Below are 14,063 nucleotides of genomic sequence, written 5' to 3'. Positions count from 1 at the left end.
GCGGCGCGACCGCCGTCCTGCCACAGTGCGGAGCCCGGCCACCTGCCCCTTGCCATGCCCGACGAGACTGCGCTGCATTTCGGTCCGTTCCGCCTGTTGCCTTCGCGCCGCCAGCTGTTCGAAGGCGACAGGCCGGTGGCCATCGGCGGCCGTGCCTTCGACCTGCTGGTGGCCCTGGTGGACTGCGCCGGCGACGTGGTGCCCGCCAAGGTGCTGCTGGAGCGGGTGTGGGGCCGCAGCGTGGTGGACGACAGCAGCCTGCGGGTGCACATCGCGACGCTGCGCAAGCTGCTGGGCGATGGCCGCGACGGCCTGCGCTACATCAGCAACGTGCCGCTGCGGGGCTACTGCTTCGTGGCACCGGTGTCCCCTGTGCAGGCGGGCGAGGCCGGTGCGTCGACCGATGCACCGGCCGCGGCCGCGGGCGCGCTGCCACCCGACCCTGAGCGCCCGGGCCGCCTGCCCACCCCGGTGCGCCTGCTGGGCCGGGAGGCCAGCATCGACGAGATCGCGCAGCGGCTCGGGGCCTGCCGGTGCCTGTCCATCGTCGGCCCTGGCGGCATCGGCAAGACCGCCGTGGCCGTGGCCGCGGCGCACCGGCTGCGGGAGGCCTTCGAGCACGGGGCGGTGTTCCTCGACCTCACGCCGCTGGGCCACGCCGCGCTGGTGCCCACGCTGCTGGCCTCCGCGCTGGGCATCGCGGTGGATGCCTTGCGGCCGATCGACGCGCTGGCCCGCCACCTGCAAGGCCGGCAGCTGCTGGTGGTGCTGGACAACTGCGAACACCTGATCGACGCCACCGCCGACCTGGCGCAGCAGCTGCTGGCCCGGGCACCGCGGCTGCGCCTGCTGGCCACCAGCCGCGAGGCCTTGCGCGTGGACGGCGAGCTGCTGCACCGGTTGCCGCCGCTGCCGGCGCCGCCGGCCGCCGTGCCGCTGAGCCTGGACCAGGCCCGCAGCTATCCGGCGGTGCAGCTGTTCGCCGAGCGGGCCAGCGACGGCCTCGGCGGTTTTGTGCTGCAGGAAGCCGATGCCGAGGTGGTGGGCGAGATCTGCCGCCGGCTCGATGGCATTCCGCTGGCCATCGAGCTGGCCGCCGCCAGCGTGCAGGTGCTGGGCATCCATGAGCTGGCCAGTCACCTGGGCGACCGGCTGTCCATGCTGGTGCACGGCCGGCGCACTGCCTTGCCGCGCCACCAGACGCTGCGGGCCACGCTGGACTGGAGCTTCGACCTGCTGGGCCCGGCGGAGCAGTCGGTGCTGATGCGGCTGTCGGTGTTCCGCGGCTGGTTCACGCTGGAAGCGGCGGACGCCGTGTGCACCGACGGCGCAGGCCGGCTGGACGTCATCGACTGCGTGGGCCAGCTGGTGGGCAAGTCGATGCTGTCGGCCGACGTGGGCGGCGAGGTGGCGTACTACCGGCTGCTGGAAAGCACGCGGGCCTATGCGCAGGAGCGGCTGGCCGCGCGTGGCGAATGGGCGGCCACCGCGGCCCGCCACGCGCTGCACCAGCAGTCGGTGTACCTGGAGGCCGAGGCCGGCCGCGAGCAGCGCTCGCCCGGCCAGTGGATCGCGCTGCATGGCCGCGGCATCGACGACCTGCGCGCCGCCATCGCCTGGGCCTTCGGTGCGGGAGGGGCCGGCGTGGTGGGCGTGACGCTGGTGGCCACCTCGGCGCCGCTGTGGTTCGCGCTGTCACTCATCGGCGAATACCGGCAGCTGGCGGAACAGGCGCTGGCCCAGGCCCGCCAGCAGCCGGTGGACGCCATCCGGCTGATGCAGCTGCACGAAGCCCATGGCCATGCGCTGTGGCACACGCGAGGCAGCGGCCCCGCGATGCACGAGGCCTTCAGCCAGGCCCTGGCGCTGGCCGAGCGCAACGCTGCCGTGGCCTACCAGCTGCGCGCGGTGTGGGGCCTGTGGCTCATCTGCAATACCGTGGGCGACTATGCCGGCTCGCGGCGGCTGGCCGAGCGCTTCGGTGACATCGCCGGCCCGGCGCCGCCACCGGACACCGCGCTCACCCACGACCGCATGATGGCGCTGGGCCTGCACTTCCACGGCGAGCAGGCGCGTGCAATGCAGCATGCGCGGCGGGTGCTGGAACATCCCATCACCGTCAACCATGTGGCCCGCAACAGCGGCTTCCAGTTCGACCAGCGGGTGAGCGCGCTCACCGTGCTGGCGCGCATCCTGTGGGTGCGCGGCTTGCCAGAGCAGGCGCTGGCACATGCCCGGCTGGCGGTGCAGGAGGCGCAGCAGATCCGGCATGCGCTGTCGCTGTGCTACGCCATCGCCAACGGGGCGGCACCGGTGGCCTTCTGGGCCGGCGACCGGGAGGCGGCGCGGCACTACACCGGCCTGCTGCTGGATTGCGCCACCGATGCCGCGCTGGACTTCTGGCTGGCCTTCGGCCACGGCTACCGGCTGGCACTGCTGCTCACCGATGCCGATGCCGCCGCGCGCATGCCGGCCCCGCCGCTGCAGCATCCGGCGGCCGGCCAGCTGCTGCGCGAGACGCTGTGCACCATCGACGCCACCCTGGCGGACGACGACCTGCTGGCCCGTGCCCGCCTGGGCGGCGGCAGCTGGTGCGCGCCCGAGCTGATGCGGGTGAAGGCACTGCGCCTGCTGCAGCAGGGGGAGGGCGCCTGCCAGGCCGAGGCGCGCCAGCTGCTGCGCGAGGCCATCGAGCTGGCGCGCGAGCAGCAGGCGCTGTCGTGGGAGCTGCGCTGCACCATGGCGCTGGCCCGCTGCTGGCAGCAGGAAGGCCAGGCAAGATGGGGCCTGCCGCTGTTGACCGGTGTGCTGGAGCGCTTCACCGAAGGCCATGACACCGCGGACCTGCGCGCGGCCGGCCAGCTGCTGTACAGCCTGGAGGCCGGCTGATGCCGGCCCGTCCTGCGGGCAGGTCATGCCGCCAGTACCGCCAGGTGCGATGGCAGCGGCGCCTGCCGGACGGGGGCCTGCGGCAATGCGGCCTGCACCAGGTGATCGATCAGCTTGCGCACCGCCAGCGGCTGGTTGCGGCGCGAGTTGTAGGCCAGGTGCAGGCTGATCGGCTCGCAGCGCCAGCCGCCGAGCACCCGTTGCAACTGGCCCGCCTCCACCGCGTCCTGCACCAGCGGGACCGGCTGCATCAGGATGCCGGCGCCGTGGATGGCCGCGCCCACGAGCACGTCGGCCTGGGCCGATCGCAAGGTGCCGCGCACCGGGTAGGCGGTCAACGAGCGGGCGGGTGCCTGGCCCAGCCGCCACGTCGTCTCGGCCGCGCCCTCGTCGCCGATCAGACAGTGGTGGCTGGCCAGCTCGTCCGGATGCTGGGGCCGGCCATGGCGATGCAGGTAGTCCGGCGAGGCGAACAGGCCCACCGGCACGTCCGCCAGGTGGCGCGCGATCCAGCTGCTGCGCAGCTGGCTGCCCAGGCACAGGGCGAGATCGGCTTCCTCGCCCACCCGGTCCAGCGGGCCGCTGGCCAGCCGCAGGTCCACCCACACCCGGGGATGGGCGGCCACGAAGCCGGCCAGCGCCGCGCTCAGGTAGGGCCGGGCCAGCGACGCCGGCGCGCTCAGCCGCACCGTGCCGGCCACTTCCGAGGCGCTGAGGCTGCTGAAGGCGGCCAGCTGCTCGTAGCCGTCCAGCAGGTCCACTGCGCGGTCGAGCACCTGCTCACCCACCGGGGTGAGCGCCACACGGCGGGTGGACCGGTGCAGCAGCCGCACGCCGAGCAGGGCTTCCAGGTCCTGCACCGTGCGCGTGACGATGGAACAGGAGACGTCCAGCTGCGCGGCGGCCCGGGCGAAGCCGCCGTGGTCCACCACCGCCTTGAACGTGGCGAGGGCCTTGAGCTTGTCCATGGGAGGTCCTTCCGCGGGCGGATCGGGTCAGGCGTACTGCGGCTGCGCGGCGGGCAGGTCCACCAGCCCGCGGCGCGTGGCGATGCTGGCCGCCTGGGTGCGGCTGCTGGCATCCAGCTTGGACATGATCGCCTTCATGTGGGCCTTGACCGTGCCCACTGCGATCTGCAGCTCGCGTGCGATGGACTTGTTGCAGGCACCGCGCGCCACCAGCCTCAGCACCTCGGCCTCGCGGGCGGTCAGCGCTTCGCGGGTAAGGCTTTCGGCCATGCGCTGCACCACCGCCTGGGACAGGTAGCGCCCGCCATTGCCGACGGTGTGCACGCCTGCGGCCAGTTCGTCGATGGGGCTGCCCAGCACCAGGAAGCCGTACACGCCGGCTTCCAGCGCGCGGCGCACCTCGTGCTCGCGGTCGCTCATCGCCACCACCAGCACCCGGGCGCCGGCCAGGGCCCGCGGCAGCGCATGGCAGCGGGCTTCGGCCAGGTGGGCCAGGCCGCGCTGGTAGTCGGTGACGATCACGTCCACCGCCTGCAGGGCGCCGGCCTGCAGGCCGGGCGGCTCCAGCAGCACGTCCAGCTCGGCCTGCGGCCGCAGGGCCGCCGCCAGGCCCACCGCCAGCAACGGCTCGGCATGGCTGATCAACACGGTGAGGCGCTTGTTCGATACGGCTTGCATGGGGCACTCCTGTGGTGGCTTGCGGGGGCGGCAGCGGCTTCTTGCGCTGCCATGGCTTCATGTTCGTCGCCGGGCCGCGTCGGCGCGAGTTAATGCTTGTGAAACGTTGATGGGTCCGCCGGCATGACACCAAGGACATAGGCGCCGCTACCGCTTCATGGGCTACGGCCGTCGGCGCCGCCGCCCCACGATGCGGCCACCGACCCACCCCTGAAGGAGCCACCATGTTCGGACTCACCCCCCTCGGCGCCGTGCACACCCTGATCAGCCTGCTGGCCCTCGGCTCGGCGCTGCTCGCCCTCGGGCGCCACCAGGCCATCGCCTGGCGCAGCCGCCTGGGACGCTGGTACGTGGGCTCCACGATGCTCACCTGCCTCACCGGCTTCGGCATCTTCCAGCATGGCGGCTTCGGCGTGCCGCATGCGCTGGGCGTGCTGACGCTGCTGGTGCTGGCCGCATCGGCCGCGGCGGAATACGCCGGCTGGTTCGGCCGCGCGGCTCGCTACGTGGCGACGCTGGGCCTGTCGCTCACCGTGTTCTTCCACCTGATACCGGGCGTGACCGAGACCTTCACCCGGGTGCCGGCGGGCACGCCGCTGTTCACGGGGCCGGACGATCCGGCGCTGCAGAAGCTGGTGGGGCTGCTGTTCCTGCTCTTCCTGCTGGGTGCCGGCTGGCAGGTGCGCCGCCTGCGCGCCGGCCGCGGGGGCACCACGCCGGTGGCCGCGACCGGCCGGGTTGTCTAGACAAGTCCGGTGCCGGCCGCCAGGCAGGCCCATACGCGGTCGGCGGTCAGCGGCACCTGCAGGCTCGGCGCGCCCGATGCCTGCCCGCCGCGCAGCAGGGCGTCCACGACGGCGTTGACCACGGCGGGCGTGGCGCCGATGGCGCCCAGCTCGCCCGCCCCCTTGGCGCCCAGGCCGTTGGTCAGGCAGGGCGTGTCGCCGGCCAGCCGCGTGCGGAAGGCGGGCAGGTCAGCGGCGCGCGGCAGCGCATACTCCATCAGGCTGCCGGTGAGCAGCTGGCCCTGTGCGTCATGGCGCAGCTGTTCCCACAGCGCCTGGCCGATGCCCTGGGCCACCGCACCGTCGATCTGGCCACAGGCCAGCACCGGGTCCACCACGTGGCCGATGTCGTTGGACGAGCTGTAGGCCACCACCTGCACCTCGCCGGTGGCGGGATCGACTTCCACCTCGCAGGCATGGCAGGCATTGGGCCAGCTGGGGCCTTGTGCGGTGGCGGCGCTGCCGGCCTCGAAGCGGCCACCCGGCTGGCGCGCGGCCAGCTCGAACAGGCTCACGCCGGCGTCGGTGCCGGCCACGCGCAGCAGGCCACGTTCATGGCCGATGTCCTCCAGCGGTGCTTCCAGCACCTGGGCGGCCAGCTCACGCGCTGTCTGCACCAGTGCCGCGGCCGCCGGCGCCATGGCCGCGCCGCCCATGAACAGGGAACGGGAGCCGGCGCTGCCGAAGCCGTCCACCTCGTCGGTATCGCCCTGCACGAGGCGCAGGCTCGACGCCGGCAGACCCAGCGCGCCGGCGGCCAGCTTCAGCAGGCTGGCGGCGATGCCCTGGCCCATCTCCTGGGCGCCGGACACCACCTCCACCCAGCCGCGGGCGTCCACCCGCAGGCGCAGGGTTTCGCTGAGGGCGAAGGCGCCGGTCCATGCCAGGAAGCAGGCCAGGCCGCGGCCGCGCAGCCGTCCCCGCTTTGCCGAGTCGGTGGCGCGGCGCTCGAAGCCGGCCCAGTCGGCCAGCGCCAGCGTGTCGTCCAGCCGCCGGGCGAACTGGCCGCTGTCGATCACCTGGCCGCAGGCGCTGCGGTAGGGCATCTGCTGCGGCCGCACCATGTTGCGCCGGCGCAGCGCCGCGGCATCCATGCCCAGCTGGCGCGCGGCCGCTTCCACCAGCCGCTCCAGCAGGTGCGCCACCTCGGGCTGGCCGGCACCGCGGTAGGGGCCCACCGGTGCGGTGTGGGTGAGCACGGCGCGGCATTCGATGTCGACCTGGGGAATGTCGTACACGCCCGTGGCCACCATGGGGCCGACGGCCAGCGGCATCAGCACCGCCATCGGCGCGGCATAGGCGCCGATGTTGGCGATGCAGCGCAGGCGCAGGGCCAGCATGCGGCCCTCGGCATCCAGGGCCAGTTCGCCCTCCAGGAACACGTCGCGCGCATGCGGCGCGGCGCACAGGTCCTCGCTGCGGCTGGCCTGCCAGCGCACCGGCCGCTGAAGCCGCCATGCCGCCAGGCAGGTGACCACGTCTTCGGCATGCAGCACCGTCTTCATGCCGAAGCCGCCGCCCACGTCGCCGGTGCGCACCCGCAGCGGCACGTCCCGCAGCATGGGCAGCGCCGCCAGCAAGGCGCTGCGCAGCGGGCTGGCCATCTGCGTGCTGGCCTGCACCGTCAGTCCGCCGGTGTGCACATCGGGCAGCGCCAGCAGCACGCGCGGCTCCATCGGGCAGGCGGCGACGCGCGGGCTGTCCACGTCCAGGCACACCCGGTGTGCGCTGCGGTCGAAGGCGGCCTGGGTGGCGGCCGCATCGCCGTGGCGCAGGCAGGCGGCGACGTTGTCGGGCAGGTCCTCGCACAGGCGCGGTGCCTGCGGCGCCTGGGCACCGTGCGCATCGGCCACCGCCGGCAGCGGCTGCCAGCACAGCAGGGCCTGCAGGGCTTCGGCAGCGGCCCGTGCCTGGCGGGCGGTGCAGGCCACCACGGCGGCCACCGGCTCGCCCACATGCCGCACGAGGCCACCGGCCAGCACATGCCGCGTGGCCGAGGTGGCAGCGCCGCCATCGGGCCGCTGCAGGCCGCTCACCAGCGGCAGCGGCTGCACGCCGGCCTGCTGCAGGTCGGCGGCCGTCCACACCGCCAGCACGCCGGGCCAGCTGCCGATGGCGCCGGCCTCCACCGCAGCCAGCCGCGCATGGGCATGCGGCGACCGCACGAAGCAGACCACCGCCGCCTGCGCCGCGGCGGCCAGGTCGTCCACATAGGCGCCCGCGCCGCGCAGCAGGCGCTCGTCGTCGGGGCGGCCGGGCCAGTCGCCGGCAGGTGGCGGGGAAGGTTCCACGAACACCAGCATGCCAGCGGCCGCCGCAGGTGCGGGCGCCCGGCCGCGTCTTTGTGTCAGATGACATCCGCGGCGCATGGTGCCGGCGGGCGCGGTGTCATGATCGAGCCGGGCCCGCCAATGTCCCTGCTGTTCGATGACATCGCCTGACACTGCCGACGAAACGCTCCTGCTCGACGACGGTGAACTGGTGCTGTTGCGCACCGGCAGCGGCCGCCTGCTGCGCCGGGCCCGCGGCGGCGGTGCGGCCGCCCGCCGCCTGCTGGAGGCGGAATACGCCTGGCGCGGCCGGCTGCAACCGGCCTGGGCCGCGGTGCCATTGGCCCTCGAGCTGGATGCGCCCTGGCCGCAGCTGCATCTGCAAGATCCGGGCGGCGAGCCGCTGGCCGGCCTGCTGGAGCAACCCTGGCCCTTCGAGCGGTTTCTGGCGGTGGCCGTGGCGATGGCGCGTGCGCTGGGCCGTCTGCATGCGGCCGGCCTGGTGCACCGCGACCTCCACCCGGCCCGGCTGCTGGTGCAGCCGGGGGAGGGCCGGGCCTGGCTGCTGGGCTTCGCCCATGCGGCGGAAGCGGCACGGGCCGATGGCGACCCCGGCGGCGAAGCGCCGGCCCGGCTCACCCATGCGGCGCCGGAACTCAGCGGCCGCGGTCACCGCCCGGCCGATGCCCGCAGCGACCTCTATGCCCTCGGCGTGGTGCTGTTCGAGATGCTGACGGCCCGGCTGCCGTTTCCGGGCCACGATCCCATCGCGCTGATCCAGGCGCATGCGGCTGCTCCGGCACCGCTGGCCGGCGCCTGCGTGGCGGGCCTGCCGGCGCAGCTCGACGACATCCTGCAGAAGCTGCTGGCCAAGTCGCCAGCCGAGCGCTACCAGACGGCCGCCGCGCTGGCGGCCGACCTGCACCGCTGCCAGGCCGACTGGCGCCAGACCGGCCAGGTGGCCCGCTTTCCGCCGGGCCGCAGCGACCTCGTCGCCCAGCTGCGCATGCCCGACCGCCTGTATGGCCGCGATGCCGACCTGCAGGCCGGCCGCACGCTGGTGGCGAGGGCGGCGGCGGGCGGCTCGGCGCTGCTGGTGCTGACCGGGCCGGCCGGCAGCGGCAAGTCGTCGCTGGTCGAGGCGCTGCAGCAGCGGCTGCCCGATGGCAGCTTCGCCGCGGGCAAGGCCGACCAGTTCCAGCCGCCGCTGCCCTTCGGTGCCTTGTCGCAGGTGCTGCGCAGCCTGGCGCGACGGGTGCTTCGCATGGAGCCGCAGGCGCAGGCGCGCTGGTGCCAACGGCTGCGCGAGGCCCTCGGCCCGCAGGGCGAGGCGCTGCGCCCGCTGGTGCCCGAGCTGGCGGCCTGGCTGCCGGTGGCCGATGCCGCCGGCGAGCTGTCGGCGCAGGACCTGGCACTGCGCTTCCGGCTGGCGGTGTGCCGCTTCCTCGGCGTGTTCGCGCAGCCGGGCCGCCCGCTGGTGCTGTTCTTCGACGACCTGCAGTGGTGCGACGCCGCCACGCTGCAGCTGGTACTGCACCTGCACCGCGAGGCCCGGCCGCCGCACCTGCTGGTCATCCTGGCCTGTCGCGACACCGGCACCGCGATGCCCGAGGCGCTGGCCGAGCTGCTGGCCGCCCTGCGCGCTGCGCCCGACAGCAGCTTCTGGACGCTCGGCCCGCTGGGCCTGCCCGACATGACGGCGCTGGTGGCCGACAGCCTGCATTGCGGTGAGCAGGAAGCGCTGCCACTGGCCGCGCTGGTGCATGCCGCCAGCGGCGGCAATCCGCTGTTCGCGGCCCAGTTGCTGGGCAGCCTGGCTGACGACGGCCTGCTGCACAACGACGATGCCACCGGCCGCTGGCATTGGCGGCTGGACGAGTTGCACGGTCGGCAGCACCGCGGGGACCTGGTGCGCCTGCTGGTGGACAAGGTGGCGCGGCTGGACACCGCCACCAGCGAGGTGCTGGCGCCGCTGTCCTGCCTGGGCCGCGCGCCGGCCTCGGTGCTGGCCGAGGTGTGCGCGCTGGACGAGGCGGCGCTGCACCGGGCGCTGCAGCCTTCGGTGGATGCCGGCCTGGTGCTGCGGCTGGAGGAGGGCTACGGCTTTGCCCACGACCGGGTGCAGGAGGCGGCGCATGCCCGCCTGGCCGAGGCGGACCGCGTGGCCTGGCACCTGCGCCTGGGCCGGGTGCTGGCCCGGCGGCTGGCGGCCGACGACGCCGGCAGCGCCACCTTCGAGGCGGTGCACCAGCTCAACCTCGGCGCCGCCGCCATCACCGAGCCGCAGCACCTGAAGGCGCTGGCACGGCTGAACCTGGCGGCCGCCCAGGCCGCCCGGGCCGCGACGGCCTACCGGGCGGCGGCCGACTTCGCCGCCAGCGGGCTGGCCCACCTGCCGCCCGGCGCCGGGCCGGACGAACTGGCCGGCGCGCTGCGCCTGATGCAGGCGCATGCGGAGTTCCTGGCGGGCCATCCCGCCCGGGCCGAGCCGCTGCTGCTGGCGCTGATCCACGATGCGCCCGACGCGGTGGCGCATGCGGCCGCCACGCGGGTGCTGATGAGCCTGCAGGTGATGGCATCGCGTTACGCCGATGCGGTGCAGGCGGCCCTGGCCTGCCTGGACCGCTTCGGCCTGCGCATGCCGGCGCATCCCACGCAGCAAGCGGTGCAGCAGGCCTATGACGACGTGCAGGCGCGGCTGTCGGCCCGCCCGCTGGAAGCGCTGCTCGACTTGCCGGCTTGCACCGACGCCGAGGTGGAAGCGGCGATGGGCGTGCTGGCCGAGCTGTTCGCGCCGGCGTGCTTCACCGACGAACGGCTGGCCCTGCTGCACCTGTGTGCGATGGTGGACTTCAGCCTGTCGCGCGGCGTGTCGCCGGGCACGCCACATGGCCTGGCCTGGTTCGGCGTGATGAGCGGCCGCCTGTTCGGCCGCTACCGGGAGGGCCTGGCCCTGGCCCGGCTGTCGCTGCGGCTGACCGAGCGTCCCGGCCTGCGGTCGGCCCGCGCGCGGGCCTTGTTCTCGCTGGAGATCGCCAGCGTGTGGGCGGCGCCGCTGGGCGAGGCCATCGCGCATGGCCGTGCGGCTGTGGACGCCGCGGCGCAGACAGGCGAGCTGGCGGTGGCCTGCTTCGCGCGCCACCATGTGGTCAACGACCGGCTGGTGCGCGGCGATGCGCTGGATGCGGTGGCGCGGGAGATCGAGGACAGCCTGCCCCCGGTGCGGCAGGCGCAATACGACGACGTGATCGACGAGCTGCTGAGCCAGCAGCGCTTCGTCGCGGCGCTGCAGGGCCGCACCGCCGCGCTGCACCGGCTGGACGGCGACGGCTTCGACAGCGCCGCCTTCGAGGCCCGGCTGACGCCGCACCGCATGCCCACGATGATCTTCTGGCACCGCGTGCTGCAGGCGCAGCTGGCCTTCATCGCCGGCCGGCCGTGGCATGCGCAGGCGGCGCTGGATGCGGCCGCGCCACTGCTGTGGTCGGCGGTGCACCTGCAGATCGCCAATTTCCACCTGTTCTCGGTGCTGTGCTGGGCCGCGCTGGCGCGGCGGCTGCCCGTGCAGCAGCGCCAGCCACGACGCCGGCAGGTGCAGGCCCTGCTGCAGGGCCTGCAGGCCTGGCGCGACGGCTGCCCGGAGGGCTTCGCCGACCTCGCCGCGCTGGCCGAGGCGCAGTGGACCTGCGCCGTGGCCGGGCCGCTGCAGGCCCTGCCGCAGCATGAGCAGGCGGTGGCGCTGGCGCAGGCCAGCGGTCGCTCCTGGCTGGAGGCCCTGGCCAGCGAACTGTCGGCACGCTGCCATGCGCAGGCCGGCCTGCCCACGGCCGCACGGGCGCACTGGCGCCATGCGCGCAGCGCCTGGCTGCGCTGGGGCGCCATGGCCAAGGTGCGGCAACTCGACCGGCAGCAGCCCTGGCTGGCCGAGGAGGCCGGTGCCGCGGCGGCCGGGCCGCCCCTGGTGCAGGTGGACCTGGACCTGGTGGCGCGGGTGTCGCAGACCATCACCGGCGAGATGGACGGCAGCCGGCTGGTGCACACGCTGATGGCCACCGCGCTGGACCTGGGCGATGCCGACAGGGGCCTGCTGCTGGTGCCGGATGGCCAGCCGCTGCTGCTGCGCGCCGTGGCCACGCGCAGCGCCCGGGGCATCGACGTGCAGCCCTGTGCGCGCCCGGTGACGCCGGACGACCTGCCGCCGGACATGCTGGCGCGGGCGGTGCAGCACTCGCGCATCGTCTCGCTCGACGAGATGCCCGCGGCAGACGCGGCGGCGGGAGCCGCGCCGCGCGCCGTCGCAGCGCTGTGCCTGCCGCTGCTGCGCCAGGGCCGGCTGAGCGGCGTGCTGTACCTGGAGCGCCAGGGTGCGGCGCCGGACCCGGGCGGCTTCAGCCGCGAGCGCGCGGCCTTGCTGGCGCTGCTGGCCTCGCAGGGCGCGGTGGCGCTGGACAACGCACGGCTGTACCGCGACTTGACGCACGAGATCCGGGAGCGCCGGCAGGCCGAGCACGAGGCAGAGCAGTCCCGCGCGGCGTTGCAGGAAAGCGAGAACCGCTTCCGCCGCATGGCCGATGCCACGCCCGACGTGATCTGGATCACCGACATCCATCCGGAGCGGGTGCTGTATGCCAATCCCAGCTTCGAGCGCACCTGGGGCCGTCCGGTGGAGGCGCTGTACCGAGACCCGCGGCTGTGGACCGACTGCATCCATCCCGACGACCGCGAGCGCATCAACACCGAGTTCGGCCGCTGGCTGACCTCCGCCGCGCCGCAGGGCTGGGACGTGGACTACCGCATCGTGCGGCCCGACGGTTCGCTGCGTTGGATCCATGAACGCGGCTTCTTCGTCGTCGACGACGAAGGGCGTCCGCGCCGGGTCAGCGGCATCTCCAGCGACGTGACGGCCGCGCGGCTGGCGGCCGCGGCGCTGCGCGAGTCGGAAGAGCGCTTCGCGCTGGCGGTGGCAGGCTCCAACGACGGCATCTGGGACTGGGATCTGGCCTCGGACCGCATGTTCCTGTCCGAGCGGGCGCAGCGGTTGTACGGGCTGTCGCCGGGCATGGACACGCGGCCGAGGTCGGAGTGGGTGGCGATGGTGCGCCTGCACCCCGACGACACCCAGCCGCAGCAGGCCATGCTCAGGGACTACCTGGAGCAGCGGCTGCCGCACTACGACTTCGAGGGCCGGGTGCTGCATGCCGGCGACGGCTACCGCTGGGTGCGCATCCGCGGCCTGTGCATCCGCGGCGACGACGGCCGCGCCATGCGCATGGCCGGCTCGGTGAGCGACATCGACAGCATGCGGCGCGCGGAAGCCGCCTTGCGCCAGGCACAGCGGCTGGAGGCGGTGGGCACGCTGGCCGGCGGCGTGGCGCACGACTTCAACAACATCCTTGGCGCCATCCTCGGCTTCGGCGAGATGGCCCTGCGCAACACCCGCGCCGGCAGCCGGCAGCGGCGCGACCTGGAATGCATCGTCGCCGCCGGCGAGCGCGGCCGGGCGCTGGTCGAGCGCATCCTGGCCTTCAGCCGCAGCAGCGTGGGCGAACGTGTGCCGGTGCATGTGGAGGCCGTCGTGCGGGAGGCGCTGGCCCTGCTCGACGCAATGCGGCCAGCCTTCGTGGCGGCCGACGTGCGCCTGGCGGCGGGCCGTGCCGCCATGATCGGCGACGCCACCCAGGTGCACCAGCTGGTGACCAATCTGGTGACCAATGCGCTGCATGCGATGCCGCAGGGCGGCCGCCTCACGGTAGCGCTGCAGCCGCAGGCGCTGGCCGAGCCGGTGCAGACCACCACCGGGCCGCTGCCGGCGGGCGACTACCTGGTGCTGGTGGTGTCCGATACCGGCAGCGGCATCGAGCCGGAGATCCTGGACCGCATCTTCGATCCGTTCTTCACCACCAAGGAGGTGGGCACCGGCACCGGCCTCGGGCTGTCGCTGGTGCATGGCATCGTCACCGACCTGGGCGGCGCGGTGGACGTGGCCACCGCGGTGGGCTGCGGCAGCCGCTTCACCGTCTACCTGCCGCGCAGCGGCGAGGCGCCGGTGCAGCCGCCGCGCGAGCTGCCTTCGCCGCAGCGCGGCCGCCAGGAACAGGTGATGGTGGTGGACGACGAGGAGATGCTGGTGCGCCTGGGCTGCGAGATGCTCAGCGGCCTGGGCTACGTGCCGGTGGGCTTCACCTCGGGGCAGGAGGCACTGGCCGCCTTCCATGCGCATCCGGAGCGCTTCGACGCGGTGCTGACCGACGCCCGCATGCCGCGGCTGTCGGGCCTGGAGCTGATCGAGGCCGTGCGTGCGGTGCGGCCGGCGCTGCCGGTGCTGCTGGTCAGCGGTTTCCTCGGTGCCAGCGCCGCCCAGCGTGCGCGCAAGGCCGGCGCCAGCGCGGTGCTGGCCAAGCCGCTGTCGCAGCGGGAACTGGCCGCGGCGCTGGCGACGGCGCTGGCAACGCGGCGCGCGGACTGATGCCCAT

General features: G+C 74.3%; 6 protein-coding genes. 3 read left to right on the top strand and 3 right to left on the bottom strand.

Annotated features, from left to right (window positions below):
* Window positions 1–54: 54 nt before the first annotated feature.
* Complete coding sequence (locus tag VO99_RS02975) at window positions 55–2,889, top strand: ATP-binding protein (RefSeq protein WP_046111325.1); 2,835 nt, start codon at window positions 55–57, stop codon at window positions 2,887–2,889.
* Between the two features lie 23 nt (window positions 2,890–2,912).
* Here VO99_RS02975 and VO99_RS02970 read toward each other — a convergent pair whose 3' ends face one another.
* Both VO99_RS02970 and VO99_RS02965 read right to left on the bottom strand, forming a co-directional pair.
* Complete coding sequence (locus tag VO99_RS02970; protein ID WP_052736052.1) at window positions 2,913–3,857, bottom strand: LysR family transcriptional regulator; 945 nt, start codon at window positions 3,855–3,857, stop codon at window positions 2,913–2,915.
* 27 nt (window positions 3,858–3,884) lie between these two features.
* Entirely contained in the window at window positions 3,885–4,535 is a 651-nt protein-coding gene (locus tag VO99_RS02965; protein ID WP_046111324.1) for a response regulator transcription factor, read from the bottom strand.
* 224 nt (window positions 4,536–4,759) lie between these two features.
* Between VO99_RS02965 and VO99_RS02960 the strand changes: the two genes are divergently transcribed.
* Complete coding sequence (locus VO99_RS02960; protein WP_046111323.1) at window positions 4,760–5,281, top strand: hypothetical protein; 522 nt, start codon at window positions 4,760–4,762, stop codon at window positions 5,279–5,281.
* Here the strand turns inward: VO99_RS02960 and VO99_RS02955 are convergent.
* Window positions 5,278–7,611: a xanthine dehydrogenase family protein molybdopterin-binding subunit gene (locus tag VO99_RS02955; protein ID WP_232315248.1), complete on the bottom strand. Its 2,334-nt coding sequence runs from the start codon at window positions 7,609–7,611 to the stop codon at window positions 5,278–5,280. The genes VO99_RS02960 and VO99_RS02955 overlap by 4 nt on opposite strands.
* A gap of 136 nt (window positions 7,612–7,747) precedes the next feature.
* On the opposite strand from VO99_RS02955, the gene VO99_RS02950 reads away from it, so the two are divergent.
* Window positions 7,748–14,056 (top strand): PAS domain-containing protein, encoded by a 6,309-nt coding sequence (locus VO99_RS02950; protein WP_046111321.1) that lies wholly within the window; start codon window positions 7,748–7,750, stop codon window positions 14,054–14,056.
* The last annotated feature ends 7 nt before the right edge of the window (window positions 14,057–14,063 follow it).

Source organism: Aquincola tertiaricarbonis (genome assembly GCF_000969605.1).
Classification (GTDB): domain Bacteria; phylum Pseudomonadota; class Gammaproteobacteria; order Burkholderiales; family Burkholderiaceae_C; genus Aquincola; species Aquincola tertiaricarbonis.
Note: the sequence above shows the minus strand (reverse complement) of the source record. Positions and strands in the feature narration are given on the sequence as shown.